This window comes from Sphingobium sp. SA2, assembly GCF_032227065.1.
In the GTDB taxonomy this organism is placed as follows: Bacteria; Pseudomonadota; Alphaproteobacteria; order Sphingomonadales; family Sphingomonadaceae; genus Sphingobium.
This window is the reverse complement of the sequence record NZ_JAPMXX010000006.1, coordinates 3,056,445-3,082,363: the sequence shown is the minus strand read 5'-3', so window position 1 is coordinate 3,082,363 and position 25,919 is coordinate 3,056,445. Positions and strand designations below refer to the sequence as shown.

Below are 25,919 nucleotides of genomic sequence, written 5' to 3'. Positions count from 1 at the left end.
TCCAACATGGAGGGAGCGGTAAATGTCCGATGTTCCGCAGCTTATCAGTCTCAACCGTGCGTGTGAAATCACCTCGTTGAGCCGCACCATGATAAATCGCCTTCGGGCTGACGGTCGCTTTCCGAGCGCCGTGCCGGTCGGCGAAAAACGCATTGCCTTCTGTCGCGATGAAGTTGTCGGCTGGGTGCGGGAACGCATTAACGCCCGCGATAAAGCTGCGGCGTAAAACTATGCCGAAGCGAAACGCCCCCACCCGCGAGGGTGAAGGCGTCGAGTGTCTTCTGGCGGTTGACACTGACGCACATAGCACGACTCGTAGACGCATCCAATATCTGGCTGCGCGTCACGGGCTTTCCATCCATCGCGCCGCGTTGATCGCGCCGATCGCTTTCGGAGCGACGGGCCATGTTTGATCGGACGGCAATCATTCTCGACGTGGGTCACTGGCGCGCTGCGCAACAGCGTCGCGAAAACCAGCGGCGGGCGGCTGCGCAAGGCGCGCGTCACCCGACACGACGGCCAGCGCGCTTCACCTTGGACGAAATCCTTGGCTCTGCCTTCGATCCGTCAGGAGGTGCGGCATGACGCGCTCCTACCTTGAAGCGGAAATGGCTTCGTCCATTTCTCGCGTCCGCCAAGAGCATATCGATCGGCTACTTGCCCTTGGAGTGCCCGGCGCGTCGATCGCGGATTTGGGCGCGATCCAACCCGTATTCGGCATTTCCCACGCGCTACCTGAACCGTCGCGCCACTATCAGCCGGGCGATGGTCCGCCGCATGTAGTGATGCCGGTGATCGATATGGGCAACATGATCGACCTGATTGCCTGGAGAACAACCAATCCCGCTCGTTGGTTCTGGCGCACCGGTCTCGGTTGGGCGCTTGGCACCGACTGGCTTTTACCGCGGTGGGATGACGGGCCAGTTCGTCTGTTCGCAACCCCGCTGGAATGGATGGCCGGCGCCGGGCATGGCATGTGCATCCTGGATTGGAACGCACCTGAAATTCGCGAAATGGCAGCGTTGGAAGCGGTCGAGACAGACGAAATGGTCGGGCGCAGATTGCTAGCCGTCCTGTCCAAGCCCGCCCGCCTTCCGAACATGATATATCGGAAGGAGGCGCGCCGTGCAGCCGCTTAGCCTCACACCGGCGGCTCTTGATGTCGCCAACCGCCCCAAACGCAAATCCGATGAGCCGTCAGAGGATGATGTAGCTCTGGCCTTCACACAGGCACACGGCGAGACGCTGCGCTTCGATCATGACATGGGTGCATGGTATGAATGGAACGGCAAGCGGTGGCACAAGGATAGCTGCCACCGGGCGTTCACCTACGCCAGGACCATGGCGCGGATCAAGGGAGGCGGCGGGAAGGCTGCATTTGCTGGCGGCGTGGAAAAGTTCGCGCGCGCCGATCCTGTCCATGCGGTGACATCCGATATTTGGGATAGCGACCCGATGCTTCTCGGCACACCCGGCGGCACGATCGATTTGCGCGCGGGTGAATATTCGGCTTCGCGGCCGGGGGATCATATTACCAAACTGGCCGGTGTTGCACCGGAACGGGGAGCGCCGACGCGCTGGCTCCAGTTCCTGCACGAGGCGACAGCAGGCGATCAAGATTTGATGCGGTTCCTTCAGCAGGTCGCGGGATACTGCCTTACCGGTTTAACCGATGAGCACGCATTGTTCTTCATCTACGGCCCTGGCGGCAATGGCAAGTCCGTGTTCCTGAACATGCTGACCTACATCCTTGGTGATTACGCCACCACGGCTAGCATGGAAACTTTCACAGCAAGCAAGAACGACAAGCATCCTACCGATTTGGCAATGCTCAAAGGCGCGCGGCTGGTATCGGCCAGCGAAACTGAGGAAGGGCGTGCTTGGGCAGAGAGCCGGATTAAGCAGATAACGGGCGGCGACAAGATCAGTGCGCGCTTCATGCGGCAGGACTTCTTCGAGTTCACGCCCGCCTTCAAGCTTATGATTGTTGGAAATCATGCCCCTGTGCTTGCCAATGTAGATGATGCCGCCCGCAGGCGCTTCAACATCGTACCATTCACTCAAAAGCCGGTCCATCCTGACCCGCACTTGGATGAAAAGCTGAAAGCGGAAGCTGGGCGCATCCTTGGCTGGGCAATCGAGGGGTGCCTTGATTGGCAACGCAACCGATTGACGCGCCCGGAGATCGTGACGGCCGCGACACAGGATTACTTCGAGGATCAGGATTTGTTCGGGCAGTGGATTGCGGATCGCTGCGAATGCGGAGCCAATAAATGGGAAATGCCGACACCGCTTTATAATGATTGGGCAGATTATGCCCGCGCCGCTGGCGATGATCCTGGCTCACAAAGGGCGATGAGCAGTAAGCTGAAAAGGGCGGGTTTCCGGGATCGCAAGAGCAACGGCATTCGGTCCTATGGTGGCATTTCGCTGCTCAGGCGGGATGCTGGCCGTGCGTAAGGGTCGCAAGGGTCGTATAGGGTCGCGTCTTTCCGATTATCGCCCACACGCACGCGCGCACATGGAGGGTCATAGGGATTATCCGTCCCTAAGCGTCCCTTGCGACCCTTACGGTCAAAGGGGGGGGGCGGCCCAAAGTCCGGGCAACCCCATCCCTGCCCACCGGCTCCGTTCGCACGCGCGGATTTTTTCCTGCGGTATGAATTTTCAGTGCGCACTTTTCATTCTGCGCACCGCTTCGAACCGGCCCAACGCCAGCAATTCCGCGACTTGTGCCCGAAGGTGCGCGGGGTGCGGGTGTTTGATTGTCTGCGCACTGCGCACCGGTGGGGGGTGATCGAAGCGATGGCGGGCCGAGCCCTAGGGGACCGCCGCCTCCCTAATTTCACATGCGCGTTGCCCCGGTTGGTCCCGTGCGCGCGAATCAGCCTCAAAACGAAGGAGAACGAGATGACGAAGCCCGGACGTAAGACAGGGGTGACACTGGAGGCCCGGCCACACAACGCAGCGCCGCAAAGCAAGGATTATAGCCAGCCACAACCGCCGCCGCACCTGTCCGTTGAAGCGGCGCAGTGGTGGCAACAGGTGATCGCCGATTACGATCTAGAGCCGCACCACGTCCGCCTGTTGCAATCCGCTGCAGAGGCGTGGGACCGGATGCAACAGGCGCGGCAAGCGCTGGCCGATCATGGCGCATTGACCTTCACAGGGGCAAATGGCGACCTGAAGACGCACCCCGCCGTCGCGATCGAGCGGGACGCGCGGATTGCCTACGCCCGGCTGGTTCGGGAACTCGATCTAGACGCGGGCGCACCATCTGAAAGCAAGCGTCCGCCCGCCCTTCATTCAAACAGGAGAGATTGACATGCCAGTCAAGCGACGCGCCCATAAGCGGCGCATAGACCCTGCCATAGAGGCGGCGGCGTGGGCTGATGCCTTTGATTCAGGATATGACTTTTTTGGCGACCTATCCGGCATCGGCGTCCTGCTCGATGAGCATGGGCGGCCGGATGAAGCGATGGCGCGAGCTGCATGGCTTCGCTTGGGCGCGCAGTTCATGGAGGGGCGGCAGCCTGATCCTGCGCGGAAGCCGTGGGCGGTGGAGACGTTCGGAGAGCCGCCATGCCGGTGAAGCGGACGAAGGCAAAGCGCAGCCTGCGCCTGGACGAATATCGCCGCCAGCAACTGCTGGAAGGCCCGGACGCCTGCCTATTAGCAGGCGTTGGGTATCTCACAACCGCGACGTTCAACCAGATGGATGCAAGCGCGCAGGCGCTGGCCATGGCCGATATGAGGGCCGATTGGGCCCGCAATCGCGACGCGCTGTTGCAATGGTGGAGTGAGCGAACCGCCGACCTTGCCGTCCCGGACGCGCTGCCATGGGCCGAAGGGCGTTTCGACGCCGCGTCGCCTGAGAGCGGCAAGGATGCTGGCCATGTCTAACCGCAAGGCGTGGCAGCACGTCGGCAAGGAGAGCCGCCATCAGCGCGGCTATGGGGCGCAGCACGTCAGACTGCGCGCGCAGCTATTGGCGCAGGAGCCTCTATGCAGGCTGTGCGCTCAAAAGAACCCGCCGCGCGTGACCGCTGCAACGATCGCTGATCATATCACCCAGATCGCGGATTTGCCGCCGGGCGCGCCGCTCTATGACATCACGAACCTACAGCCGGTTTGCGTCGCGTGCCACGATGCAAAGACCCGCGCAGACAATGGATGGAAGGCACCAAAGGCTGTCATTGGTAGCGATGGGTGGCCAGTCGAATGACCTGTTGTCCCCACTGCAATCGGCCTTGGCCGCAGGCTCCGACAAACTCGCCAAGCATTTCTGAGGCGGTCGTCACCATGCGCACGGCCTGCGTTGCCATGGGCATTGCTATATCATGGGACGGCTATGTGAGCGAGGCGGACGCGGCGCGACTGTTACGCCGTGCGGTTTCGACCTTGCGCAACCGTCGCGCGCTGGACCGCCCCATTCCCTTCCGTCGATCCGGTCGCCGGGTCGAATATGGGCTTGTCGATCTTTGCCAATCGGCAGCGCTGAGTATCGAAAATAATCCGCTCTGAAGTGCCCGTGAGTCACCGTTAGTCACCGTCAGTGCCTTTCTCCCGCGCGCGCCATAGCCGATTATGCAGGAAACATGAGGCCAGCCAATGAACCGCGTTTTCAGTAATTTTCAGATCCGATCGGTCGATGAGGACCAGCGTATAATCGAGGGCATTGCCTCGACCCCCCGTATCGATCGTGCCGGAGACATCGTGGAGAGCCAAGGCGCGGCCTATGAGCTTCCGATCCCTTTCCTGCTGGACCACGACCACACGTTAGCCGTTGGCGAGGTCGAGCTTGCAGAGGTCACCGCGACGGGCATTCGTTTCCGCGCACGTATAAAGAAGATTTCCGAACCTGGCGCTGCAAAGGATCTAGTTGATAAGGCATGGTCGCTGCTGAAGGCGGGCCTTCGCAAATACGTCTCAATCGGTTTTCGCCCGATCGAATATGAGATGATGGCGGAAGGCGGCGCGCGGTTCCTCTCGTGGGAATGGCTGGAGCTTTCTGCGTGCGCGATCCCCGCGCAGCCCGACGCGAAGATCACTGGCCTCAAATCAGTGCGCGGCGGAAGGACAGTCCGACTGACTGAGCAAGAGTGCAAGGTGGCCGCTTTGCTGACGGTGCATTCGCGCAACGCGAAGGAAGCTAGGCAGCGTCGCGCGCGACTTGGTATTCCGGAGCCGGTGCGCGTTGTGAAAATTGGGAATATCCGTCGCCATAAGGTCGTCCAGCTTTGACCAGTATGACCACAAAGCGCACAGCTCCCAAGTCGCGCCGGAAGGCCAAGCCTGGCGATGATATCGGCATAAAAGAATATCGAGCGATGATCGCATTAGCACACGGCGACGACGATGCTGAGATGCGAGAAGCGCAAAAAATGCGCGCCGATGTTGGTAAATGGATGAGCGCCTTTCAGGACGTTCACAATGACACAAAGGGCGACCTTCCCTGCACCTACCGGCAAAAGGACCACTGGGCCTTTTTAGACCTAATCGCGTTGGCCATTGGCCATACGACCGATGTGCAAAGCGTTGTTCAGCAAATGGCCGCGAGGATCGTCCGATTGGAGCAGGCAGCCCAAAAGGCTTCACCGCCGATGATCTATCGCGGCGTTTTTGCCGATGGCGAAACCTATGATCCGGGCAATACGGCCACCTACGGCGGTTCGCTCTGGCACTGCAATGAGGCGACCAAAGAGCGCCCCGGCGACGCTTCAAAAGCGTGGACCTTGTGCGTCAAGCGGGGCCGCGACGGCAAGGATTTGCGCCCGTGAACCCCCCCCTCTCAGAATAAGGACACGCCCATGGAGCAGGCAAGCGCGATCGGCGCGGACATCATGAAACTGGTTTGCCGATATATCGACAATGCCGTTAACCCGCTTAAGGCCGAGAACAAGCGGCTTCGGACGCGCATTGCGGAACTGGAGCGAGAACAGGCTGGCACAGGGGCAGCCCTATGATCCCCGCCGAGATCGACCGACTTGAAAGCGCGTGGATGTCCAAGTTGATGGAGACTATTCAGCAGGCCATGGCGGCAACCGCCATGGACCTTCACTCCAACGGCCATAGCCGGGAAGATGTGCGGGAAATACTGACCGCGCAGAGCGCCTACCTTCCCGAATGGATTGCCGAGCGGCGCAAGGACATTCGATCGCTGATCTTGACGGGATACTATGGGGTAGAGCCGCTGCTGGCCGATGGCACGTCCGCCACGGCTGTCTCAGAAAGAGATGCCCGCCATGGTCCGGTCAGTGGCCACCAAGGCACTCCACCTCACTAGGCAGCGGACGCCAGACCGCACCTATACCCCGGCGGCGTGGTGCTGCCGGGGGCACCGGCTTCATCAATAGGAACCTACCATGGCAATCGCACCATCCATTCGCGCGCAGCTTGACGAGTTGAGGGATAAAACATGACAGACCAAGCGGGATTCACGCTCTCCGGAGCGCTCATGGTGCGTTCCGGCGAAGCCTTGGCCCTGCCTTTGATTTTGCAGAACGGGGCGGGTGAAAGCCAGGATCTGTTGGGGCGATCGTTTGTCCTTTCGTTTCGCCTTTCCCGCGCAAGCGAGCCGTTCCTGAGTGTTGCGGGGGTGTTGGCGGATGATCATTTCTCTGTTTCGTTCTTGGTGTCCAGCGCTAACGCGGCAGCCATTTATGAGGCGGGGCGGTCACGAGCGCTCCGGGGCGACATCACGGAGGTTGGCGGAACTTTTCGGCATAGTTTTCCGGTTACGGTCGATGAAGGCTCTGGCGTTCCCGTCGATGAGCCGATTTCGCTCCCCAATTTCCCGGTCACCGAGCTGGTAGCCATGCCCGGCGCAACCATCGTCATTCAGCGCGGCGCGCAGGGATATGGTGCAGAGCGCCGTCTGTATGATGCTGGACTGATTTATGAGCCAACCGTGGCGGCCATGGACGCGCGCTATGCACTGGTTGGCGCATCTGGCGCTGAAATTATCGAATTCGATGAAGCTCGCACCGACTATCCAGTTGGCAAGATCGGCAAATCGCTGGCTAAGGTTTTTCAGCAAGGCGCAAGCGCAATCCCGATCATCGGCCGCGAGTTGCTGGGCTATGATCCCGACACCTACACCCCGGAGGGCGTGCAGTCGGTTATTGGCGTCGGCTTCAAATCGAGTAACCCGGCGTTCCGCACGCGCGCTGCTATGCTCGCCCAGGTCGCGGCCGAAATCGGCGGCTCGCCATCGGTTCTGGTCGATGATGGTCCCGCCCTCGTTGCTGCGGTTCTCAAGGCAACAAAGCTGGGCTATCCTCTCATCATTTCGGAGCCGATCTACCGCAACAGTTCTGCACCCGTTACGGGCGAGGGCCGCAATCTGCACATCAAGGGGATGGGCAACGGCGCGCTGATCGGCGGGCCGAATTGTGACACAGGGCTGTTAAATCCTCGCAACTCATCGACGGTTGGCTCAACCGCTTCGCGATCCCTGAAATTGACGGTCGAGGATCTATGGCTTGATGGGCGATATATGCCGCCTTCATCTTTTAATGAGGAGGGACTGCCGCTTACCGCAAATGACCTGTGTTACGCGACGGGCTTTGCAGAGCAGAATTATATCGGCTGCCGGTTCTACCTTGGCGCGCACTATAGCCTGTCTCCTGGCGGCGATAGTTGCCTGTTCCCGTCCGGAAACCGTGTGACCGTTGCAAGGTGTCGATTCTGGGGCGCGCCTGACTTGGCTATTTACGGCTCGGCGAACGTCGATGGATCGCTGGACAACCGTAGCGCGCTGCTGATCGGAAACGAATACTACGGCTGCCGCAATGCCTGGTCGTTCAAGCGCGAATTTGAGTATATCCGCAGCGTCGGTGAGTATTTCAACCAGTGCTTCAACGGCCCTGCCACCACGCCCGCGTCCGAAATCGGCGAGGGGCGCAAGGTATCGATTAGCGCACCGCAATTCGAGAATATGGAAGCCAAGTGCATCGATCTGCGCGGTTGCGAGGATGCCAATATCAATGGGGCGGTGATCGGCGGAACGTTCGGCTATCGGCTCGACACGACTAAGGTTGACCTCGCGGCAATGATATCGCTCGGTGGATGCAAGGCCATCCGGGTTGATTTTGTCGGTAGGGTAGAAGGCGCAACGGCATCCGACCATTATGCGGTTCGGCTTGTCTCCAATGGTGGCCGACCGACGCAGGACTGCGTCATTCGCGGCACTGCCACTGGCGTCTACAACGGCCTGGACGAAGGCGCGACGTGCAACAACAACGACATCAAGTTGAAACTCGTGGACGTTGTCTCCCCCGGCACAACGTCTGGCGCTTTCACCCGATACGAATATGACATTGCGGGCGAAGCAACAGTGCTGATGGGCGGAGTTGATGCCTCTCCCGTCAGGACGCTGTTCGGGTCTGTTCGGACGGCTAGCACGGTCCTGACGAGCGTCCCGCTAGGGCGCATCATCCGCGTGCAACCATCCTCCGCAAATATCGACATCACCTTGCCCGATGGCAAGCCCGGCGATCGTATGGCGGCCATTAAGTGGACGGGTTCGAGCGATAAGTTCGTGAACGTGAAGCTCCCATCTGGAGTGACAATAGAGCGACTGCGCGACATCAATGACATCGCCTGGTTCGTTTGCGAGAATGTCGGCAGCTGGACGGTCGCTGAGCGCTATCTGTCATCCTTCGATCGCCGGGTTACTGACAGCACGGCGATCACCGCGAGCGCGACATTGTCGGGGACACTGGCCGGTCGCATCATCGACGTGCAGCCCCCATCCGGTTCAACGATCGACGCCACGCTCTGGACCGGCGGGCGATCCGGCGAGATAGCGATCGTGCGCAAGGCGGCGGGGTCCAGCACCGGCGCTGTCGCGGTGAAAAATGTTGCCTCCACAACGCTTATCCTTTTGCGCGAGATCGGCGATCTGGCCACGTTCGTTTGCGATGGGGCAAATGGATGGACCATTTTGCAGCAGCAGACGGCGGCGTTATCCCTGGTGACGAGCGGCCGTATCAATCTGCGCGCCGTCGCAGCCGCTTCTGTCGCCACGCCCCCCACTGGCGTGGTCACGCTCTTTTGGGACAGTGCAGATAGCAGCCTCAAGACGAAGGACAGCGCGGGGGCGGTGGCAGCGGTCTGACCATCATCAGGTCAAAACCGATACGCCAAATGCTGCGATCGCAACTACCAGTGCTGCTGCTGAAATCCAGTAGGCACGCCCGGCGGGCGCTGCCCAGGCCTCTCGCCGTCGAAGTTCCTGACTGGCCATGCCTCGCGCTACCGGGCCAAGGTCCGGGCGCGCCAGCCGGGCGTGAAGCTCGCGATCCTTCAGTGTGCGGGGGTTGACCCGGTCACCTTCGCCAAAAACCTCGTTGAAGGCATCGTCAAAGCCCCGTTGCGTGCGCGCGATCCGGCGGGCCTCTCTCCAACGTGCGAACATGCCTGACATTTCACCCTCCCGAATCTTCCTCTCTACTCTACTGTCTGGCCGATCATCGGCAAGGAGTCCGGAAGAAGCGTCCAGGCTTCGTGCTTGCCATCCGTTTGCTTTAGGCGGCTCCCCATCGGGGCAATTGACGTGGCGGAAATCATCATGACGTGAACGGGGGAATGAGAGCGAACTGGGCATAGCGGATGCTCCTTGGGGTGGAGCAAGTCATATGCCAGTGCATATCGATGAGGTTTATAACCCTCAGAGGCGACGCAGCCAACCACTGCGTACGATGAATGAGACCCACCCGTGCGAAGGGAGAGGGCTGCAGCCCATGGTCGCTGCCGTTACTGATAGCCGCCCTCATCCTCACGCTCATGTGCAGCATCTTCCTGCGCATCTTCCATGGCGTCAGCCTTTTCGTCCTCTTCCTCCGAATCGACATCAACATCAACGTCAGCATCGGTGCCGGGCAGATCGTTCATGGACGTACCAGCCATGTCAGCCTGATCGTTCTCGCCTGGGATTTGTTCGGTGTTCATCTTGCGCTCCTACTAGGCTTGAACCCAACCAACCCGCAGAAGATGCGCATGTTCCGACCGTTACGGAGGCGCATTCGGAACCCGTTACCTCGTCGCGATTGCCTGAGCTTTTAAGGGGACTAATCCACAAATCCCCCGATTAGGACGACCGCCAGCGCCCATAACATCAAGCAGAAAGGCTTCCGGGTGCCGACAGGCTTTCTGGCAACGCATTGATTAAGCGGGGCAACTCTCTAGAGCCTTGGTTGCCTTGCGGGCAATTTCGGAAGATGCTCGATCAACAGAATTCCTGGTAACTTCGTTGACACGGTCGTCCAGCGAGGTGCCCTTTTTGGCAGGCGGATGCCTATCGTAACGCGAATGGTGGGACTGTTTCATTGTGCCGGTCCTCCTTGATTACTCGATGCCAGAACACGTGACATGTACCGAGGGTTCAGATCCCCCCGAAAATGATGCTTCCGCTTAATCCATACAAATCCTTCAGATCGCGTTATCAATGCGACATCAATCGGCCCGCCGACGGTTCCTGCGTCGTAAGACGCCTTACGCTCCACAGCAGTTATGCTGACCAAAGCCTCCGCGAGTTCTATCAACTCCTGTTTAGGCATCAACGCGATCGTCCGTTTAAATTCGCTCTCTATGGTATCAGCAATCCTGCCGCTGAACACGTCATATTCCTCAGCAATGTTGGCACCGAGGAAAGATGAAAAAACTCCAATATCTATGGCGGCACCATCCGGCCCCTGCATCTGATAACCAGCCTGGTTGAAAAGCTGATCACATACATTGCGGATTGTGTTCTCCATAAATTCACGGGACTTAGCAAAAACCCGATGATCTGCACCGCGGAGCAATCGATCGATTACATCGGTTTGCGCAAATGAAATTGCCGTGCCGAGTTCCTTTGATGTGCCGTCTTGGCCAGACGGATCGCGAGTGATTTCAACTTTATGAGTTACCTCGTAGCGAAGCTTCCCGCAGACGACCCCGTCAACTGCAACGGAAAATAAGGACGGGAAAAGATCGTCGCCACCAAAGCCGCAAACGATCAGGCCGGTGCTCCGATCGTCCGACATTTCGACCAGTAGCGAGGTTGAGAGCAATTGCTCCACTGCTACGCGGTCGTCAGCCGTGAATTCCAAGTCCGCAAAAAGCTCTGAGAGAAAATTAACAATGAGTGGCTCAATCGTTTCGTTCAACCCTCCTCCAACAAGATCGTGGAGACTGTGCAGGCGCGGGCGGGATTCCACTTCCTGAAGACGACGATGAATTTCGGAAATAATGAAGGCATAGATGGCAGCGGGATCTATGGCAGGTGGGTTCGGTCGACTCAGCGCCTCATCGATTATAGCGCGGACTGATGCACGGATGCTGTCAAGCTGCACTCTCACCGTTCTTTGCATCCACAAGCCGACCTCGCGCTCACTCACGGCGCGGTGCTGCACCACGAAAGCAAGGAAAGCCTGTGCCCATCCTTCGATGGATGTCGGCACGTCAAACTCGGATTTTCGAAAATCCTTAATGATAATTTCCCAAGGCACGCCGAGGAAATCTAGATTGCCGTTGACCATAATGCCTACCGGGTGATCACAGCAAAGTTCGAAGAGTTTGTCGCCGGTGTCAAAAACCTTCTGAACTCCGAAGCCGGAGATTGTGATTGCGCTGTCCGCAGCCAAGGCCACTCCAAGTCGGTTGATCACAGCAATTTCTGTCGTCACCGAACACCTCCGCCTGGGCCGCTCACTTCAATGGGTCGCCGCGATTCGCCTGTTTGCATACTGAAGACCCGTCGATGCCGATAGTCCATGAACCGAGAGAGATTGGCCCCTGCCGGAATATTCCCCGGAATTGGGGAGAACTACGAAGTCTCTTCCTGGTGAAATGGATGATGGGGGATCAAGGCTGAATGCGGCTAAGTTCGGTCAACACATTCTGCGCTCAGACCTTCAGGAAATTCAAGGCCAGAATCATGGGGGCGACACGGTGCCGCGCACCCTGGTATCCTCAAACTTCGCCGGAGATGTCTAGCCTGCGCCATTTTAGGGTTAGTCCGGATGCACTGTCTGAAAGCGAACACCTTCCCCGGCTGATTCTGAAACCTCTCCTGCGGCAATTATTTTTAGCCCTGCATCTTCGAATGACCGCGCGATTGATGCAACGTTCTCGTTCTGGACCGACTCACCTAGTTCAAATCTGGCTACAGTTGCACGACCGATACCTGCCTTGGCGGCTAGCTTTGTAAGTGACCAGCCCAGCGCGGCGCGGGCCATTCGTGATTGCTCAGGTGACATGCTGATAACCATAGTATCACAAGTCGATTGACGCAACGATGCATCATTGATAACAATGTTATCACTCAAGGAATTGAGTGGCCGGATGGGGAAGGTGGAAGCTCCCGCACCCGGCCTGATCGAAACCCCTGATGAAGAGGGAAAACGACTATGCACACCCTAACGTCCTCGCGGCGCGATGTCATGCGCGCGCTTGCTACTCTGTCCGTTGCAGCTGTCCCCACGATGGCCATCGCCGCCAGGCCTTCGTCCATCCTGCCTGATCCCAAATGGCATGCCGCCGTGCAGGCGGAGCGCGACGCCTATCAGGAGCAAGAGGCTTACTGGACCCTGCATATGCAATCCGGCGTGATCAACGATGGAGGCGGGGAAACCGCTTTCGAGGCCATTCAGCATGAAGAGGCAGCCTACGCCAATCTTCGCAGCGCCCACGATGAAGCGCTCAATGCACTGCTGCTCACGCCCGCACCGACCTACGATGCAATCGCGCATAAGCTGCGCTCGGCCCACCAGTTTTGGGTTTTCGACGGGTCGGATCAGGCAAACGACCTCCTCGCCGGGATAATTTCTGACATCGAACGGCTGGCGGGAGCGAACTGATGACCTGCATCATCCTTACAAAGCCGCATCCCCTTGATGCAATCTGGTCCAAGGCATTCGAGGACGTGAGCGATGTCCAAAGCGCCCTGGACGCGCTTGGCGACGATTATACCAACGCACAGGCGGACGCCGCTACCGATGCGATCACGGCGGCAATCCAGGTCATCATGGCGCTGCCTGCGCGCACCCTGTCAGACAGCTTGACTAAGCTCGACCTTGCGGGCGTCGATGGGAGTGGCGACAGCATTCGATGCGATTGCGATGTCCTGACCATCATGAACGAGGCGACGGGGCTGCTTGATGCCGGGATCGCAAGGGGCTCGAAGTTGATGAGCGTCGTCCCCGACCTACTCGAAGGAGTAGATCTGTGATCAGCAGCATCCGACAACAGGCAGCCACGCCCAAGCCTAAAAAAGCTGGCGGCGACACGATAGACAGCTTGCGCGACAGTCAACTTCTGGATTTGACGCCCATCCTATCGATGCATGCACGGTACGAGCAGACGATGGCGGAGTACAATATCGTCGATCAGGCCGAGGGCGCTGCTCGAAAGGACGAGGACGATTACCACCAGAGCCGTTATTCGCAGGCACTGAAGGCCCTCACGCGAGAAACAGACGCGCTTCGCGTCGCCATTCTCCATCAAGTGCCGGTAATTTGGAAGGAGGTGATGATCCTCCAGTTCCACATCGTCAATGCCTTCGACATGCATGCCAATTGCGCCGGAGAGCCGCCCGAAGCGGAGAAGGAGGCGCTGCAAACCGCGATTGATACTGTCTTCGATTTCATGTGTTGCGAGATCGATACAGATCACGGAAAGGTTGGTGCCGCCTTTCAAGAGGGAGCAAGCCAAGCACTCTGGAAACGCCGGTATCGCACCGGTTCCGTGGAGGAATGAATCCATGGACCTTAGCAAAAAAGCGGCAGGCCTATCCGCCGTCTTCGACCCTGCCCAATGGCTTGCTCACTATGTCGAACTCGGCGGCGGCTATTCCGTCATCGGTGACGCGGTATGGCTGCACTGGTCTATCAAGGGTGATGTAGACGAGGCGGCCCTTCATGCCCACGAGCGCGGCGTCCGCTTCGATCCCCTCCAGCGTGATGCCGTGAAGGCGATCATTCTGGCGGGCGTGGGCAAGGAACTGGTCGAATGACGGGCGAATCGCATGAGAAGGGGGAGAATGCCCATGGCTAGCAACGCCTCTCAAGTCACACGCCACCGCCTTCGTCACGATCAGCCTTGGCGGCGCAAACGTGATCGTCGCCGAATAGTGCCTGTCGGTTCGTTCGAAAGCATGCTGGCGGTCATCCCGTCGCTTCCCCGCCAATCGCTTGCCCGGCTTGTTCAACAGGCCATCGACCGGATGGACGACCTTGACGGCGATCCTGACCTTGGCCCCGATGGCGACGAACTGGAAGGCAGCAGGGGGGAGGATGACTTCCACCGTCAGAATGCCGACTGGCAGGGCTATGCAGGATGCCCGGTCGCGGATCTGGAAAAGGATAACACTATAGATCGATGCTTAGCTGGGGATGGCGGCTGCGCACAGATCGGGATTAATGGCGTCCGCTATTGGAGATATGAACGCGAACCCGAATAGCCGCCCTTTACCGGCATTGAGCAACCCACGTGCCCCGGTTCGAAAGGATCGGGGCATTTCGGAGTCGCGGCCCCGTCGCCATCGTTTTCATGACAGTCTCGCCCTGTCCGAGAGCTTTACCGATGCGCCGTGGTGGATCGACATGTACCGCCGGGCATTCCCCAAGCTCGTCTCTGCCATTGCCGTGCGCAACGATGGTTGGGCGCAGCGCGGCGGCATCGATCGCGTCCTGACCCTCGACTGCGGCCGAACCTACACCGTGGACGAGAAGGTCCGCATGGAGGACTGGCCTGACATTTTGCTGGAGCGATGGAGCGACGAGGCCCGGCGCATTCCTGGCTGGGTGCAGAAGCCGCTGGCCTGCGACTTCATTGCCTATGCATTCGCGCCGTCAGGGGTCTGTTATCTGCTGCCGGTCGTTCCGCTCCAGCGCGCATGGCGTCAGCATGGGAAGGAATGGATCAGGCGCTACGGGACGCGACGGGCGGTCAATGTGGGTTATGTCAGCGTCAGCGTGCCGGTGCCCAAAGACGTGCTGATGTGGGCCATTGCGCAAGCGATGGTCGTTTCTTGCCTAGCGCCGTGCGAATGAATTGCCACAACGAACACTCATAAACGATGAATGGGAAGCACTTCATCAAAGGTAGATGCGATTCCACGTTCAGAATTATGTTATGAAGGGTTTTAGGGTGGGCAACCATGCCCTCGCCAATTTAGGTTGTTTTTCAACAGCTTAGCGGAAAAAATTGGCTCCCTGAGTAGGATTCGAACCTACGGCCATTCGATTAACAGTCGAATGCTCTACCGCTGAGCTATCAGGGAGCAGCCCGGCTCTCACCGGGCAGAGCGCGCCTATAGCAGCGGGTTTTGCGGAATGGCAAGCGTTAATCTGATGATTTTTTTGGCTTGCGATCAGGCGATGAATTGCTCGGCGGCGATGCGGTCGTCCAGCGTATGTTCGGGGTCGAACAGCAAGGTCAAAGGGGTCGCGCGGTCGATGCGGACCTCCACTTGCGCGACATCACGCACTTCGCGCTGGTCGGCGACGGCGCTGACCGGGCGCTTGACCGGATCAAGCACGGTGAAGCGGATGACGGTGTTTTCGGGCAGGATCGCGCCACGCCAGCGGCGGGGGCGGAAGGGGCTGATCGGGGTCAACGCAACCAGGCCCGAGCCCAGCGGCAGGATGGGGCCATGGGCGGAGAGGTTGTAGGCGGTGGACCCGGCCGGGGTGGCGACCAGCACGCCGTCGCACACCAGTTCGGGCAGCACGGCGCGGCCATTGACCTGCACCTCAAGCTTGGCGGTCTGGCGGGTTTCGCGCAGCAGCGAGACTTCGTTGATGGCGGGGATGGAAAATTGTTCGCCATCGACGGTATCGACGACCATGCGCAGCGGATGGACCTTGAAGCTCTTGGCTTTTTCCAGCCGCTGGTCGAGCCGTTCGAGCCGCCATTCGTTCATCAGGAAGCCGACGGTGCCTAAGTTCATGCCGAAGACGGGGACGATCCGCCGCGCTTCCAGCATGGCGTGGAGGGTTTGCAGCATGTAGCCGTCGCCGCCGAGCGCGATGACCATGTCGGCCTGTTCAATGGGCACGAAGTCATAGGCGGCGCGAAGCCGCTCTTCGGCGGCTCTGGCGGCGTTGGTGGGGGACGCGACGAGCGCGCGCCGCGGCTCGTCGATCATCCGCCGGTGACGCTCATGTGGCGACGGGTGGCGGGGCCGGTTTCGCCCGCGCCGATGCGGAAATCATGGCGGGCAGGCTTCAGGCGGAGCGCGCGGTCGATCAGTGGTTCGACCGCGTCCAGGCCGCCGTCGCGCAGGGCGGCCTTGAAATCCACATGATCCTCATGGCCGAGGCACATGAAAATCTTGCCCTCGCAGGTCATGCGGATGCGGTTGCAGTCGGCGCAGAAATTCTGGGTGAGCGGGGTGATGAGGCCGAGCCGGGCGCGCAGGCCATCGACGCGGTGATAGCGCGCCGGGCCGCCGGTGCGGTCGGGCACGGGCGTCAGCGGGTGGGCGGCGTCGATCGCGGCGGCGACCTGCGTCAGCGGGAGATAATGGTCGGTGCGGTCCTCGCCGGTGTCGCCCAAGGGCATGGTTTCGATGAGGGTGAGGTCCAGCCCCTCCGCATCGCACCAGTGCAGCATGGGGAGGATTTCATCCTCATTGACGCCCTTGAGCGCGACCATGTTGATCTTGATCGCGAGGCCTGCGTCGCGAGCCGTCCTGATGCCGTGCAGGACGGTGGCGATGTCGCCGCCGCGCGTCACATGCGCAAAGCGGGCGGGGTCGCGGCTGTCGAGGCTGACATTGATGCGGCGGACGCCGGCATCGACCAGCGTCGCGGCATGATCGGCGAGGCGGGTGCCGTTGGTGGTAAGGGTGAGTTCGTCCAGCCCGTTACCCAGATGCCGCCCGATGCGGCGCACCAGATCGCTAATGTCGCGGCGGACCAGCGGCTCGCCGCCGGTCAGGCGGATGCGGGTGATGCCGCGCGCGATGAACAGGTCAGCCAGCAGCGCGATTTCTTCGAGGGTGAGCACCTGGTTCTTGGGCAGGAACTGCATCCGTTCCGCCATGCAATAGCGGCAGCGCAGGTCGCAGCGATCCGTCACCGAAATGCGCAGATAGCTGATCCGGCGACCAAGGCCGTCGGTCAGCGGCGTGCGCGGGGGAGGGGCCGGAAACATGGGGGATAGGTAGGCGATGGGCAGGAGCGGCGCAAGCGCTCCGGTTGCAGCGGGGGCAAGAGGTCGGTAACGCATCGCTGTTAAGCCGTTTCGATGCGCGGCGCCGGGGGACGAGTATAGTGAGCGGAGAAAGTGCCGCAGACGGCCAGCGCAGCCTGTTCATCCTGTCACCGGGCGACCGCGACGGGCTGTGCCATGCGGCGCGGCTGGCGGGATGGCGCGCGATCGGGGCACGGCGGCCGGGCGATGCGCCGCAGCGCTTTCTGCGCAGCGAGGCGCAGGTGGCGCTGGTCGATATGCGCCAGAGCGGTGACGCCGCGCGGTTGATGGCGCCCTTGGTCCCGGCGATGGAGGCGGGTGGCGGCGCGTTGATCGTGCTGATCGACGGGAGTGACGAGGGGCGGGTGCCCGCGCTGATGGAGGCGGGGGCGACGCATTTCCTGCTCGCGCCCTTTGGCGATGCGGGATTGCGTGCGGTGCTGGCGTCGGCGCATCGGCTGGTCGAACGGCTGGGTGGCGGGGCCAAGCATAGCCAGCGGGCGCAACGTATCCGCCGGGGCGATGCGCTTTATTGGCAATTGGAGCGCGACGGGCGGCTGCGGCTGAGCGCGGGGCTGATGGCACATCTGGGGCTGGCGGACGCGCTGGTGACGCCTGCCTCGCTGGTGCGGCGCTTGCCGCGCGGGGAGCGGCGGGCGGTGCTGGCGGCGGTGCGGGCGATGCTGCGCAGCGGGACGCCCGATGCGCTGGCGCATGGGCTGCCTGGACGGCCGGGCGATCGATTGGTCCATCATCTGCGGGTCGAGGAAGGGATGGTCGCGGCTGATGTCGAATGGCTGTCTGAGGGGCATGAGCGCGAGAGTGCGTCGCGCGATTATCTGACCGGGGTGCGATCGCGGCAGGCGGCGCTGGCGTGGCTGGAGCAGCGGGAGGGTTTGCCGACGACCGTGCTGCTGCTGTCGATCAGCCAGTTCGAGCGGATGAACGCGGCCTATGGCCAAGTGGTGGGCGACGCGCTGCTGGGGCGGATCGCGCGGCGGATCGAGCGGCTGGTCGACGATGTCGCGCCCGGCGCGATGGTGGCGCGGATTGCGGGGACCGAATTTCTGGTCGGGCTGACCGGCGAGGCGGCGGGGGGTGACCGGGCGACCTTCTTGGCGCGGCAGTTGATCGGGGCGATCGGGCGGCCATTCAGTGCGGGCGATCATCTCATCCGCCTGATCGCGCGGTGCGGCATTGCGCAGGCGCGGAGCGACGATGATGCGACGCTGATGCTGCGCCGGGCGGGCACGGCGCTGGCCGATGCGCGGCAGGCGGGGGGCGAGGGCATCCGCATCCTGTCGGCCGACAAGCAGAGCCGCCAGGTCGATGCCGACCGGCTGGAGACGGACCTGCGGCTGGCGCTGGACCGGGGCGAGATCGGCATCGTGTTCCAACCGCAATATCCGGTCCATTCGGCGCAGATCAGCGGGGTCGAGGCGCTGGCGCGGTGGAACCACCCCCATTATGGGCCGCTGGGCGCGGGCATATTGTTCGCGACCGCCGAGCGATCCGACTATATGCTGCCGCTGTCGGCGCATATCCAGGCGGAGGCGTTGCGGCAGGCGGCGGCGTGGCCACGGGCGCTGTCGGCGCTGCGGCTGTCGATCAATGTGACGGCGGCGGACATCGCCCAGCCGAGCTTCATGAGTGAGCTGTTACGCATGGTCGATGGCAGCGGTTTCCCAAGATCGCGGCTGACGGTCGAGATTACCGAGAGCGGGCTGATCGAGGATATCGGCGCGGCGTCGGCGCTGCTGCGGGCGCTGCGGGCCGAGGGGCTGGCGGTGGCGATCGACGATTTCGGGACGGGCTATTCGAGCCTGGCTTATTTGAAGAGCCTGCCGCTCGATTATTTGAAGATCGATAGCGGGCTGGCGCAGGATATTGCCGGGACGGCGCGCGACCGGATCATCGTGCGGGGGGTCATCCATATGGCCAAGTCGTTGGGGCTGAAAGTTATCGCCGAAGGGGTGGAGACCGAGCAGCAGCTCGACCTGCTGGCGCGCGAGGGGTGCGATTTTTATCAGGGGTTTTTGCGGTCGGCAGGGATTTCGTCGGCGGATCTGGTGAGTTTGTTTTTGAGCTGACATGCAAAAGGGCGCGGGGGTTGATCCCGCGCCCTTTTTGCCGTTGGTGGCCGGTTGCTTAGAGCCCGGCTATAATCCCCAATCCGTTCGTCCTGAGTAGCCATTGAGCGAAGTCGAAATGGCGTATCGAAGGATCGGGCGCTGCGCCAGATGCTTCGATACGGGCCTTCGACAAGCTCAGTCCCTACTCAGCACGAACGGAGTATCTAGGATGACTTTAAAGGTCAGAGCGCGGCTTTCAGGGCGTTGACCAGGTCGGTCTTTTCCCAGGGGAAGAAGTCGCCTTCGGGGGTGCGGCCGAAATGGCCGTAGGCGGCGGTCTTCTGGTAGATGGGCTTGTTGAGGCCGAGATGCGTGCGGATGCCCTTGGGCGTCAGGCGCACGAGGGTCGGCAGCACGGCTTCGATCGCGGCGGCTTCGACGGTGCCGGTGCCGTGCAGATCGACATAGAGCGAGAGCGGCTCGGCGACGCCGATGGCGTAGCTGAGCTGGATCGTGCAGCGGCGGGCGAGGCCGGCGGCGACGATGTTCTTCGCGAGGTAGCGGGTGATATAGGCGGCCGAGCGATCGACCTTCGTGGGGTCTTTGCCCGAAAATGCGCCGCCGCCATGGGGCGAGGCGCCGCCATAGGTGTCGACGATGATCTTGCGGCCGGTGAGGCCAGCGTCGCCGTCGGGGCCGCCGATTTCGAACAGGCCGGTCGGGTTGACATAGATGCTGGCGTCGTCGGGCATCCAGCCTTCGGGCAGGATTTCGGTCATCACGCCTTTGACATAGGCGCGCAGCTTGGCGCGGCTGTCGTCATTGTCCATGCCCTGGGCATGCTGGGTCGACACGACCAGCGCGGTGGCGCGGACCGGCTTTTCATCGATATATTCGAGCGTCACCTGACTCTTGGCGTCGGGCTCCAGGAAGTCGACCACCTTGTTGTGGCGATCATGGGCCAGGCGTTCGAGGATCTTGTGGCTGTAATAGAGGGTGGCGGGCATGAGGTCGGGGGTTTCGTCCGACGCATAGCCGAACATGATCCCCTGATCGCCAGCGCCTTCATCCTTGTTGCCGCTTTCATCGACGCCCTGAGCGATGTGGGCGGACTGGCCGTGGAGGTTGTTTTCGAAGCGGAAGGTTTCCCAGTGGAAGCCGTCCTGCTCGTAACCGATGCGCTTGACCGTTTCGCGGACGGTCGCTTCGATCTCTTCCTGTGCGCCCGGTGCCCAGGCACCATTTTCATAAACGCCCTTGCAGCGGATTTCACCGGCGAGGACGACAAGCTGGGTCGTGGTCAGCGTTTCGCAGGCGATGCGGGCTTCGGGGTCTTTCGACAGGAAGAGATCGACGATGGCGTCGGAAATCTGGTCGGCGACCTTGTCGGGATGGCCTTCGGACACGGATTCCGAGGTGAAGAGAAATTGATTGCGCATGGGACTCCCATAGAATGCTGGGGCGGTAAACGACATAAAGAATAGTTTATGTGCCTATTAGCTTCTGCTGGGGCGGATGGCAATGGCGAGGGCAAAGAGCGCCAGCATGAGGGCGAAGGGTGCCCAGTTCCCGACCCGTGCGAAAAGCGTGGGGGGGAGCGGTGGCGGCAGGCCGGAATCGAGGAAACCGGCGCGGTTGAGGCCCAGCGCATGGGCGACCCGGCCACGGGCGTCGATGATCGCCGAGACGCCGGTGGGGGTCGAGCGGATGATCGGCAGCCCTTCCTCCAGGGCGCGGAGGCGGGCTTGGGCCAGATGCTGGACCGGACCCCAGGGGCCGAACCAGGCGTCGTTGGACGGATTGAAGAGGAAGGCGGGGCGGTTGGCGCTATCGACCACCTGGCCTGAGAAAACGATCTCGTAGCAGATTTGCACGCCCATGCTGAGGGCGGGGCGGCCGGTGGTAGCCGGGAGCGTCAGGCTTTGCGGGCCGGGGCCGGGCCAGAAGTCGGCATCGCCGGGGACTAGGCGCGAGAGGCCGATCGGTTCGAGGACCGAGCGCAGCGGCAGATATTCGCCGAAGGGGACGAGATGCGCCTTGCTGTAGCGGGCCGCGATCGTCGCCTGGGGCGTGACGATCCAGACGCTGTTATTGGCACCGGCCAGTTTGTTGACGAGGATGCCGTCCTGCTCGACCGGCTTGAAATAGACTTTGTCCGCGCCGGTCAGCAGCAGGTCGCCGGGGCCGAGCAGGCTGGCGAGGCGGGCGCGCCAGTCGGGCTCCATGTCGAGATAGGCGGGGATCGCGGCTTCGGGCCAGAAGATGAGGCGCGGGGCGGGGCGGGGCTGGCCAGTGAGGGCGGTCAGCTTGCGGAAATTGGCAAATTCGCGCTCGACCGAATATTTCTCATCCTGGCCGATATTGGGCTGGACGACGCGGATGCGCGGCGCGCCGGGCGGGGTGGCGGGCGCGGGGGAGAGCCAGCCCCATAGCGCGGCGAGGAGGAGCGGGGCGAGCAGCGCGGCGGGGGCCGCGACCTGCCGCCGGGCGATCAGGAGGAGTGCGGCGCTGGCGAGGATGACGAGGGCGCCCAGGCCATAGGTGCCGACAAGGGTGGCGGCGATGGCCGCGCCGCTGGGCAGCAGGATGATGCCGATCGGGTTCCAGGCGAAGCCGGTGAAGAGGGTGGCGCGGAGATATTCGGTGGCGATCCAGAGGGCGGCGAGGAGGAGGGGGAGGGTGGTTGTGCCTAAAGGTTGATCCTTGCCGCGATGGCGGGCTGTCTTCTCTGCCGCCTTCCCCCGGATGAAGGTTGGGAGATGGGTCCCCGCCTTCGCGGGGATGACGAGGTTGGACAGCCACCACGCCCCTGACGTCGCCAGCGCAGGGAAGAGGGCGAGGTAGAGGGAGAGGAGGAGGACGCCGCCATAGCCGAGCCAATGGGGCATCGCGTCCTGAAAGGTGAAGGCGTGGGCGATCCAGTGGAGGGCGAGGGTGAACTGGCCGACGCCGAACAGCCAGCCATAGGTGAAGGCGCAGCGGCGGTCGGGCGCGCTCTGGGTCAGGTGGATGAGAAGCGCGAGGGCGAGAAGCGTGACCGGCCAGAGCGACAGCGGCGCGAAGCCGGTGGCGGAGGCGAGGCCCGCCAGCAGTGCGGCGAGGCGGGGGTGACGATCGAGCAGGGCGCGCATGGGGGCGGTCAGCCGATCGTTGCCATGGTGGCCTGGCTGCAGCTGTCGCCCTTGCCGCTGCCGCCGGTCAGCATCGAGGCGGCGAGGAAACCGCCGACGATCAGCACCAGGAACAGGGCGGAGAGCCAGCCGAGATATTTCTCGATGAAGGCTTTGATCGGCCGTCCGAATTTCCAGAACAGGAAGCCGACCAACATGAACTGAAAGGCGCGGCTGACGACGCTGGCCCAGAAGAAAGTGAAGAGCGGCAGGCCGATGAAACCGGCGGTAATGGTGATCAGCTTGAACGGGATCGGGGTCGCGCCTTTGATCAGGATGATCTCCGCACCATATTCGCGCAGATAGCAGGCGGCGACGGGGAATTTGTCGGCGAGGCCGAGCGCGCTCAGCAATTGCTGTCCGACCGTCTCGTAGAGGAAGAAACCGATCGCATAGCCCAGCATTCCGCCCAGCACCGAAGCGATGGTGCAGATGAGGCCGAAGCGGATCGCCCGTTCGGGGCGGGCGAGGCACATCAGGCCGAGCAGCGGATGCGGCGGGATGGGGAAGAAGCTCGATTCCAGGAAGGAAATGACGAACAGCCAGCGTTCGGCATGGGCATGGGCGGCCTTGGCCAGCGTCCATTGATAGAGCCTGTTGAGCATGGGCGGCGACCTAGCCGAGATCGGAGCGGGTCGCCAGCGATTTTGGCGGGGTGAAACGGTCAGCGATGCGGACAGTGGTGGCGGGGTTTTGGGGTGGGAGGAGGTTGTACGCTTTGCGGGGGGACAATGTACGCTTTGCGGGGAGAGCAAACCCCGCGTCCGTTCGGGCTGAGCTTGTCGAAGCCCCGTCCTTCTCCTCAAAGAAAGAAAGCCCTTCGACAGGCTCAGGGCGAACGGGGGAGGGGGTGGTGCTGTTATGTGACGGCACGCCAAGCGCCGACCCACTGTACGATAAGGCACCGCCTATCGCGAATTGGTGCGACGGCGTTGACGGGGCGGCACCGTCTGGGCAAGACCCCTTCTCCCCTGTTCGGTTCGGTTCGCGCGTTTGACATTTTCTTCCATTCCCTGGGCCAGGCTGCGGCAGCGCGCGGGCGGTATCGCGTTTGCGCTGGTGCTGAACGCCATCCTGCTGCTGGGGCTTTTCACCTTGTCGCCCTCGTTCGAGCCGAAAAAGGTCGAGGACCGGCTGCCGGTGACGTTCGATGTCGAGACGGGGACCAAGACCGAGCAGGAGCAGAAACGCGCGCCCAAGGCGGAGAAGCGCGAGCAGGACGAGGCCAGCCCGCCCAAACAGGCCGAGGCGGTGGTGCGCCCGCCCCGGCCGACGGAGCAGCCGGTCGAGGAACCGCCCGCGCCCTTTCCCTTCCTGATGATGAGCCGCGACCAGATGGCGGCGGCGGACATCGGCACTATGCCCAAGGCAGCGCAGGGCGCGGCGGCGGGACAGGGCGACAGTTCGGCGGTCGCCGGGCCGGGCGAGGGGCCGGGCGGGGTGCAATTGTTCAACGCCGAATGGTATCGGCGGCCGACCAATAGCGAGCTGTCCACCTACATCCCCGCCAATGCGCCGCCCGAAGGCTGGGGCTTGGTCGCGTGCAAGACGGTCGACCATTATCATGTGGAAAACTGCCAGATATTGGGCGAATCGCCGCTGGGGTCGGGCTATGCCCGCGCGGTCCGGCTGGCCGCCTGGCAATTCCTGGTCCGCCCCCCGCGCGTGAATGGCAAGCCGCAGGTGGGGAGTTGGGTGCGGATACGGATCGATTATACCCGGTCGGGGGGACGGGTTGGGGGGTGAGTGGGGCGTGGATGAACGTATTCCGGCTCCAGCCGGGCGAACGCGGGGAAGGTTATGATATTAATTGCGCTGTTGGTGCTGATCGTTTGTATCATGCTCTTTGGAGCAGCGGCAGTGAAAGGCGTTCTCGCCAACACAATGACCCTGGGCTGCGCCATGTTTCTTATCCTCATCCCCATTCTATGGGTCGGGTCATTCATTGGGGAGGACGGTGTAATCTATACCGTCATGGGCATTCTCGGACTGCTACTGGCCCTAGCAGTTTGGGTAAAGGTAGCCGCAGCGCCGACCAAACCCCCTAAACCCGCGAAGCCGCCTGTGACGATTTACCACTCACGCGCGCCGTCTCGCGAGGAGAGGAAGAAGATCCGGGATCAGCTTCGCGGTAGATAACCTTCGGATTTCCTCCAGGTGCCAGTGCCTTCTTGAAGCCAGCGCTCATCCGTGCTTCGATCTACTCACAGGGGAGATTACTCGATTTAGGCCAGTAGCTCCCCATCTTCCTAAATTAAATGGTGTGAGCATTGTTACATGTCAGCATCTGAGCGGGGAGGGTATTGCCTTTTCAACGATGGCTTGCGCAAAATTTGACCGAGTAAGAGGGCTTCGACAGGCTCAGCCCCGAACGGGGTTGTGGTGATGCGCCAGCGTCGAGCCCCCTCTTCCAACTTCGCCTAGGCGGCTGCGCCGCTGAGGCTGCGTATCCTTCTCCCCGTGGGGGAGAAGGTTTGGGGGGTGGGATTTGTCGCCTCGTACTTACAAATGCCCGTTCGTGCTGAGTAGGGGCTGAGCGAAGTCGAAGTTGAACAGGCCGGACCATCCCCCGGATGGTCCTGAACATGCCAGGGGCATGTTCACCTGTTCAAGTATCGAAGCATCCGCGTAGCGCTTATCCTTCGATACGCTATTTCGACAAGCTCAATAGCTACTCAGGACGAACGGAGTGAGTGGGTGCAACTTGTTCTACTACACCCGGCGCGCCGAGAGTGGGGTTTCGTCGGGGCGGAGGGTTAGGACTTCGACGCCGGTGCGGGTGACGGCGACGGTGTGTTCGAATTGGGCGGAAAGTTTGCCGTCGTTGGTGGTGACGGTCCAGCCATCATCCTGGGTCGAGACTTTGCGGCTGCCCTGGTTGAGCATGGGTTCGACGGTGAAGACCATGCCTTCGCGCAAGGGCAGGCCCGTGCCGGGGCGGCCGAAATGGAGGACTTGCGGGTCTTCGTGCATTTCGCGGCCGATGCCGTGGCCGCAATAGTCGCGCACGACGCTATAGCCGTTGCGCTTGGCATGGCGCTCGATCGCAAAGCCGATATCGCCCAGATGCGCGCCGGGGCGGACCTGGGCGATGCCCTGCCATAGCGCTTCCTGGGTGACGCGGACGAGGCGGCGGGCGGCGGGGGCGACATCGCCGACGAGGTAGGTTTTGCTGGAATCGGCGATAAAGCCGTTTTTTTCCAGCGTGATGTCGAGATTGATGATGTCGCCATCGCGGATGATGGTGTCGGCATCGGGCACGCCATGGCAGACGACATGGTTGATCGAGCAGTTCAGCACATATTGGAAGCCGTACTGCCCTTTGCTCGCCGGGCGGGCGGCGAGGTCCAGGGTGATATAGCGCTCGACCAGATCGTTGACGGCCATGGTCGAGAGGCCCGCGAGCGGCTGGCGGTCGAGCATGGTGAAGACCGCAGCAAGCAGCTGGCCCGATTGCCGCATCAGCGCCAGTTCGTCGGGGGTTTTGACCATC

At 61.6% G+C, this 25,919-nt stretch carries 31 protein-coding genes and 1 tRNA gene; 21 read left to right on the top strand and 11 right to left on the bottom strand.

From position 1 onward, the window contains the following. Positions 1 to 22 precede the first annotated feature (22 nt). The 13 genes from OVY48_RS22560 (at position 23) to OVY48_RS22500 (ending at position 9,121) form a co-directional block, all read left to right on the top strand. Entirely contained in the window at positions 23 to 226 is a 204-nt protein-coding gene (locus OVY48_RS22560) for an AlpA family phage regulatory protein (RefSeq protein ID WP_313924540.1), read from the top strand. A gap of 355 nt (positions 227 to 581) precedes the next feature. After that, positions 582 to 1,139, top strand: coding sequence for a hypothetical protein (locus OVY48_RS22555; RefSeq protein ID WP_313924539.1), 558 nt, complete (start codon positions 582 to 584; stop codon positions 1,137 to 1,139). Continuing rightward, the gene (locus OVY48_RS22550) at positions 1,126 to 2,460 is read left to right on the top strand and encodes a phage/plasmid primase, P4 family (RefSeq protein WP_313924538.1); all 1,335 of its coding nucleotides are present in this window, start codon (positions 1,126 to 1,128) and stop codon (positions 2,458 to 2,460) included. The genes OVY48_RS22555 and OVY48_RS22550 overlap by 14 nt, the downstream gene beginning before the upstream one ends. A gap of 450 nt (positions 2,461 to 2,910) precedes the next feature. Beyond that, the gene (locus tag OVY48_RS22545) at positions 2,911 to 3,324 is read left to right on the top strand and encodes a P27 family phage terminase small subunit (RefSeq protein ID WP_313924537.1); all 414 of its coding nucleotides are present in this window, start codon (positions 2,911 to 2,913) and stop codon (positions 3,322 to 3,324) included. Position 3,325: 1 nt separating this feature from the next. Further along, on the top strand, positions 3,326 to 3,592 hold the full coding sequence (locus OVY48_RS22540; RefSeq protein WP_052027667.1) for a hypothetical protein: 267 nt from the start codon (positions 3,326 to 3,328) through the stop codon (positions 3,590 to 3,592). Continuing rightward, positions 3,583 to 3,903: a hypothetical protein gene (locus OVY48_RS22535; protein ID WP_313924536.1), complete on the top strand. Its 321-nt coding sequence runs from the start codon at positions 3,583 to 3,585 to the stop codon at positions 3,901 to 3,903. Before OVY48_RS22540 ends, OVY48_RS22535 begins: the two co-directional genes overlap by 10 nt. Continuing rightward, entirely contained in the window at positions 3,896 to 4,225 is a 330-nt protein-coding gene (locus tag OVY48_RS22530; RefSeq protein WP_313924535.1) for an HNH endonuclease signature motif containing protein, read from the top strand. Before OVY48_RS22535 ends, OVY48_RS22530 begins: the two co-directional genes overlap by 8 nt. A 77-nt stretch (positions 4,226 to 4,302) precedes the next feature. Next, positions 4,303 to 4,524: a hypothetical protein gene (locus tag OVY48_RS22525; protein ID WP_052027666.1), complete on the top strand. Its 222-nt coding sequence runs from the start codon at positions 4,303 to 4,305 to the stop codon at positions 4,522 to 4,524. A gap of 87 nt (positions 4,525 to 4,611) precedes the next feature. Then, entirely contained in the window at positions 4,612 to 5,244 is a 633-nt protein-coding gene (locus tag OVY48_RS22520; protein WP_052027665.1) for an HK97 family phage prohead protease, read from the top strand. After that, positions 5,241 to 5,780, top strand: a complete 540-nt coding sequence (locus tag OVY48_RS22515; protein ID WP_313924534.1) for a hypothetical protein — start codon at positions 5,241 to 5,243, stop codon at positions 5,778 to 5,780. Before OVY48_RS22520 ends, OVY48_RS22515 begins: the two co-directional genes overlap by 4 nt. Positions 5,781 to 5,810: 30 nt before the next feature. Then, entirely contained in the window at positions 5,811 to 5,966 is a 156-nt protein-coding gene (locus OVY48_RS22510) for a hypothetical protein (RefSeq protein ID WP_313924533.1), read from the top strand. Beyond that, positions 5,963 to 6,286, top strand: coding sequence for a hypothetical protein (locus tag OVY48_RS22505; protein ID WP_313924532.1), 324 nt, complete (start codon positions 5,963 to 5,965; stop codon positions 6,284 to 6,286). Before OVY48_RS22510 ends, OVY48_RS22505 begins: the two co-directional genes overlap by 4 nt. 132 nt (positions 6,287 to 6,418) lie before the next feature. Next, on the top strand, positions 6,419 to 9,121 hold the full coding sequence (locus OVY48_RS22500) for a hypothetical protein (protein WP_313924531.1): 2,703 nt from the start codon (positions 6,419 to 6,421) through the stop codon (positions 9,119 to 9,121). A gap of 6 nt (positions 9,122 to 9,127) precedes the next feature. Here OVY48_RS22500 and OVY48_RS22495 read toward each other — a convergent pair whose 3' ends face one another. The 4 genes from OVY48_RS22495 to OVY48_RS22480 all read right to left on the bottom strand — a co-directional run bounded on the left by OVY48_RS22495 (position 9,128) and on the right by OVY48_RS22480 (position 12,314). Further along, on the bottom strand, positions 9,128 to 9,430 hold the full coding sequence (locus tag OVY48_RS22495) for a hypothetical protein (protein ID WP_313924530.1): 303 nt from the start codon (positions 9,428 to 9,430) through the stop codon (positions 9,128 to 9,130). 329 nt (positions 9,431 to 9,759) lie between these two features. Further along, complete coding sequence (locus OVY48_RS22490) at positions 9,760 to 9,954, bottom strand: hypothetical protein (RefSeq protein ID WP_313924529.1); 195 nt, start codon at positions 9,952 to 9,954, stop codon at positions 9,760 to 9,762. A 374-nt stretch (positions 9,955 to 10,328) separates the two neighbouring features. Beyond that, positions 10,329 to 11,672: a hypothetical protein gene (locus OVY48_RS22485; RefSeq protein ID WP_313924528.1), complete on the bottom strand. Its 1,344-nt coding sequence runs from the start codon at positions 11,670 to 11,672 to the stop codon at positions 10,329 to 10,331. 327 nt (positions 11,673 to 11,999) lie between these two features. Beyond that, positions 12,000 to 12,314 carry a helix-turn-helix transcriptional regulator gene (locus OVY48_RS22480; RefSeq protein WP_313924527.1) on the bottom strand — a complete coding sequence of 105 codons (315 nt, stop codon included), beginning with the start codon at positions 12,312 to 12,314 and terminating at the stop codon, positions 12,000 to 12,002. Between the two features lie 156 nt (positions 12,315 to 12,470). On the opposite strand from OVY48_RS22480, the gene OVY48_RS22475 reads away from it, so the two are divergent. Genes OVY48_RS22475 through OVY48_RS22450 form a run of 6 tightly spaced genes read left to right on the top strand, consistent with a single transcriptional unit; the run spans position 12,471 to position 15,038 of the window. Next, positions 12,471 to 12,845 carry a hypothetical protein gene (locus OVY48_RS22475; RefSeq protein WP_313924526.1) on the top strand — a complete coding sequence of 125 codons (375 nt, stop codon included), beginning with the start codon at positions 12,471 to 12,473 and terminating at the stop codon, positions 12,843 to 12,845. Next, the gene (locus tag OVY48_RS22470) at positions 12,845 to 13,216 is read left to right on the top strand and encodes a hypothetical protein (RefSeq protein ID WP_313924525.1); all 372 of its coding nucleotides are present in this window, start codon (positions 12,845 to 12,847) and stop codon (positions 13,214 to 13,216) included. The genes OVY48_RS22475 and OVY48_RS22470 overlap by 1 nt, the downstream gene beginning before the upstream one ends. Next, on the top strand, positions 13,213 to 13,743 hold the full coding sequence (locus OVY48_RS22465) for a hypothetical protein (protein WP_313924524.1): 531 nt from the start codon (positions 13,213 to 13,215) through the stop codon (positions 13,741 to 13,743). Before OVY48_RS22470 ends, OVY48_RS22465 begins: the two co-directional genes overlap by 4 nt. Positions 13,744 to 13,747: 4 nt before the next feature. Beyond that, on the top strand, positions 13,748 to 13,999 hold the full coding sequence (locus tag OVY48_RS22460) for a hypothetical protein (protein WP_313924523.1): 252 nt from the start codon (positions 13,748 to 13,750) through the stop codon (positions 13,997 to 13,999). A gap of 33 nt (positions 14,000 to 14,032) precedes the next feature. After that, complete coding sequence (locus tag OVY48_RS22455) at positions 14,033 to 14,446, top strand: hypothetical protein (protein ID WP_313924522.1); 414 nt, start codon at positions 14,033 to 14,035, stop codon at positions 14,444 to 14,446. A gap of 16 nt (positions 14,447 to 14,462) precedes the next feature. Next, positions 14,463 to 15,038, top strand: coding sequence for a hypothetical protein (locus tag OVY48_RS22450; protein ID WP_313924521.1), 576 nt, complete (start codon positions 14,463 to 14,465; stop codon positions 15,036 to 15,038). A 155-nt stretch (positions 15,039 to 15,193) separates the two neighbouring features. Here the strand turns inward: OVY48_RS22450 and OVY48_RS22445 are convergent. The 3 genes from OVY48_RS22445 to moaA all read right to left on the bottom strand — a co-directional run bounded on the left by OVY48_RS22445 (position 15,194) and on the right by moaA (position 17,145). Further along, positions 15,194 to 15,268 (bottom strand) — tRNA-Asn (locus tag OVY48_RS22445). A gap of 90 nt (positions 15,269 to 15,358) precedes the next feature. Further along, entirely contained in the window at positions 15,359 to 16,135 is a 777-nt protein-coding gene (locus OVY48_RS22440; protein WP_313924520.1) for an NAD kinase, read from the bottom strand. After that, the gene (moaA, locus tag OVY48_RS22435) at positions 16,132 to 17,145 is read right to left on the bottom strand and encodes a GTP 3',8-cyclase MoaA (protein WP_313924882.1); all 1,014 of its coding nucleotides are present in this window, start codon (positions 17,143 to 17,145) and stop codon (positions 16,132 to 16,134) included. The genes OVY48_RS22440 and moaA overlap by 4 nt, the downstream gene beginning before the upstream one ends. Before the next feature lie 119 nt (positions 17,146 to 17,264). Here moaA and OVY48_RS22430 point away from each other — a divergent pair, with 119 nt between their 5' ends. Beyond that, a complete protein-coding gene (locus OVY48_RS22430; protein ID WP_313924519.1) occupies positions 17,265 to 19,274 on the top strand; it encodes a putative bifunctional diguanylate cyclase/phosphodiesterase in 2,010 nt (669 codons plus the stop codon). 224 nt (positions 19,275 to 19,498) lie between these two features. Here the strand turns inward: OVY48_RS22430 and metK are convergent, their stop codons facing one another. The 3 genes from metK to OVY48_RS22415 are packed head-to-tail and all read right to left on the bottom strand — an operon-like array spanning position 19,499 to position 23,031. Continuing rightward, positions 19,499 to 20,695: a methionine adenosyltransferase gene (gene metK / locus OVY48_RS22425; protein WP_313924518.1), complete on the bottom strand. Its 1,197-nt coding sequence runs from the start codon at positions 20,693 to 20,695 to the stop codon at positions 19,499 to 19,501. A 57-nt stretch (positions 20,696 to 20,752) separates the two neighbouring features. Next, a complete protein-coding gene (gene lnt, locus OVY48_RS22420; protein ID WP_313924517.1) occupies positions 20,753 to 22,387 on the bottom strand; it encodes an apolipoprotein N-acyltransferase in 1,635 nt (544 codons plus the stop codon). An 8-nt stretch (positions 22,388 to 22,395) separates the two neighbouring features. Beyond that, positions 22,396 to 23,031 carry a YqaA family protein gene (locus tag OVY48_RS22415; RefSeq protein WP_313924516.1) on the bottom strand — a complete coding sequence of 212 codons (636 nt, stop codon included), beginning with the start codon at positions 23,029 to 23,031 and terminating at the stop codon, positions 22,396 to 22,398. Positions 23,032 to 23,419: 388 nt separating this feature from the next. Here OVY48_RS22415 and OVY48_RS22410 point away from each other — a divergent pair, with 388 nt between their 5' ends. Then, the gene (locus OVY48_RS22410; RefSeq protein ID WP_313924515.1) at positions 23,420 to 24,172 is read left to right on the top strand and encodes a hypothetical protein; all 753 of its coding nucleotides are present in this window, start codon (positions 23,420 to 23,422) and stop codon (positions 24,170 to 24,172) included. Positions 24,173 to 25,138: 966 nt separating this feature from the next. Here OVY48_RS22410 and map read toward each other — a convergent pair. Beyond that, complete coding sequence (gene map, locus OVY48_RS22405; RefSeq protein ID WP_313924514.1) at positions 25,139 to 25,918, bottom strand: type I methionyl aminopeptidase; 780 nt, start codon at positions 25,916 to 25,918, stop codon at positions 25,139 to 25,141. Position 25,919: the final 1 nt, after the last annotated feature.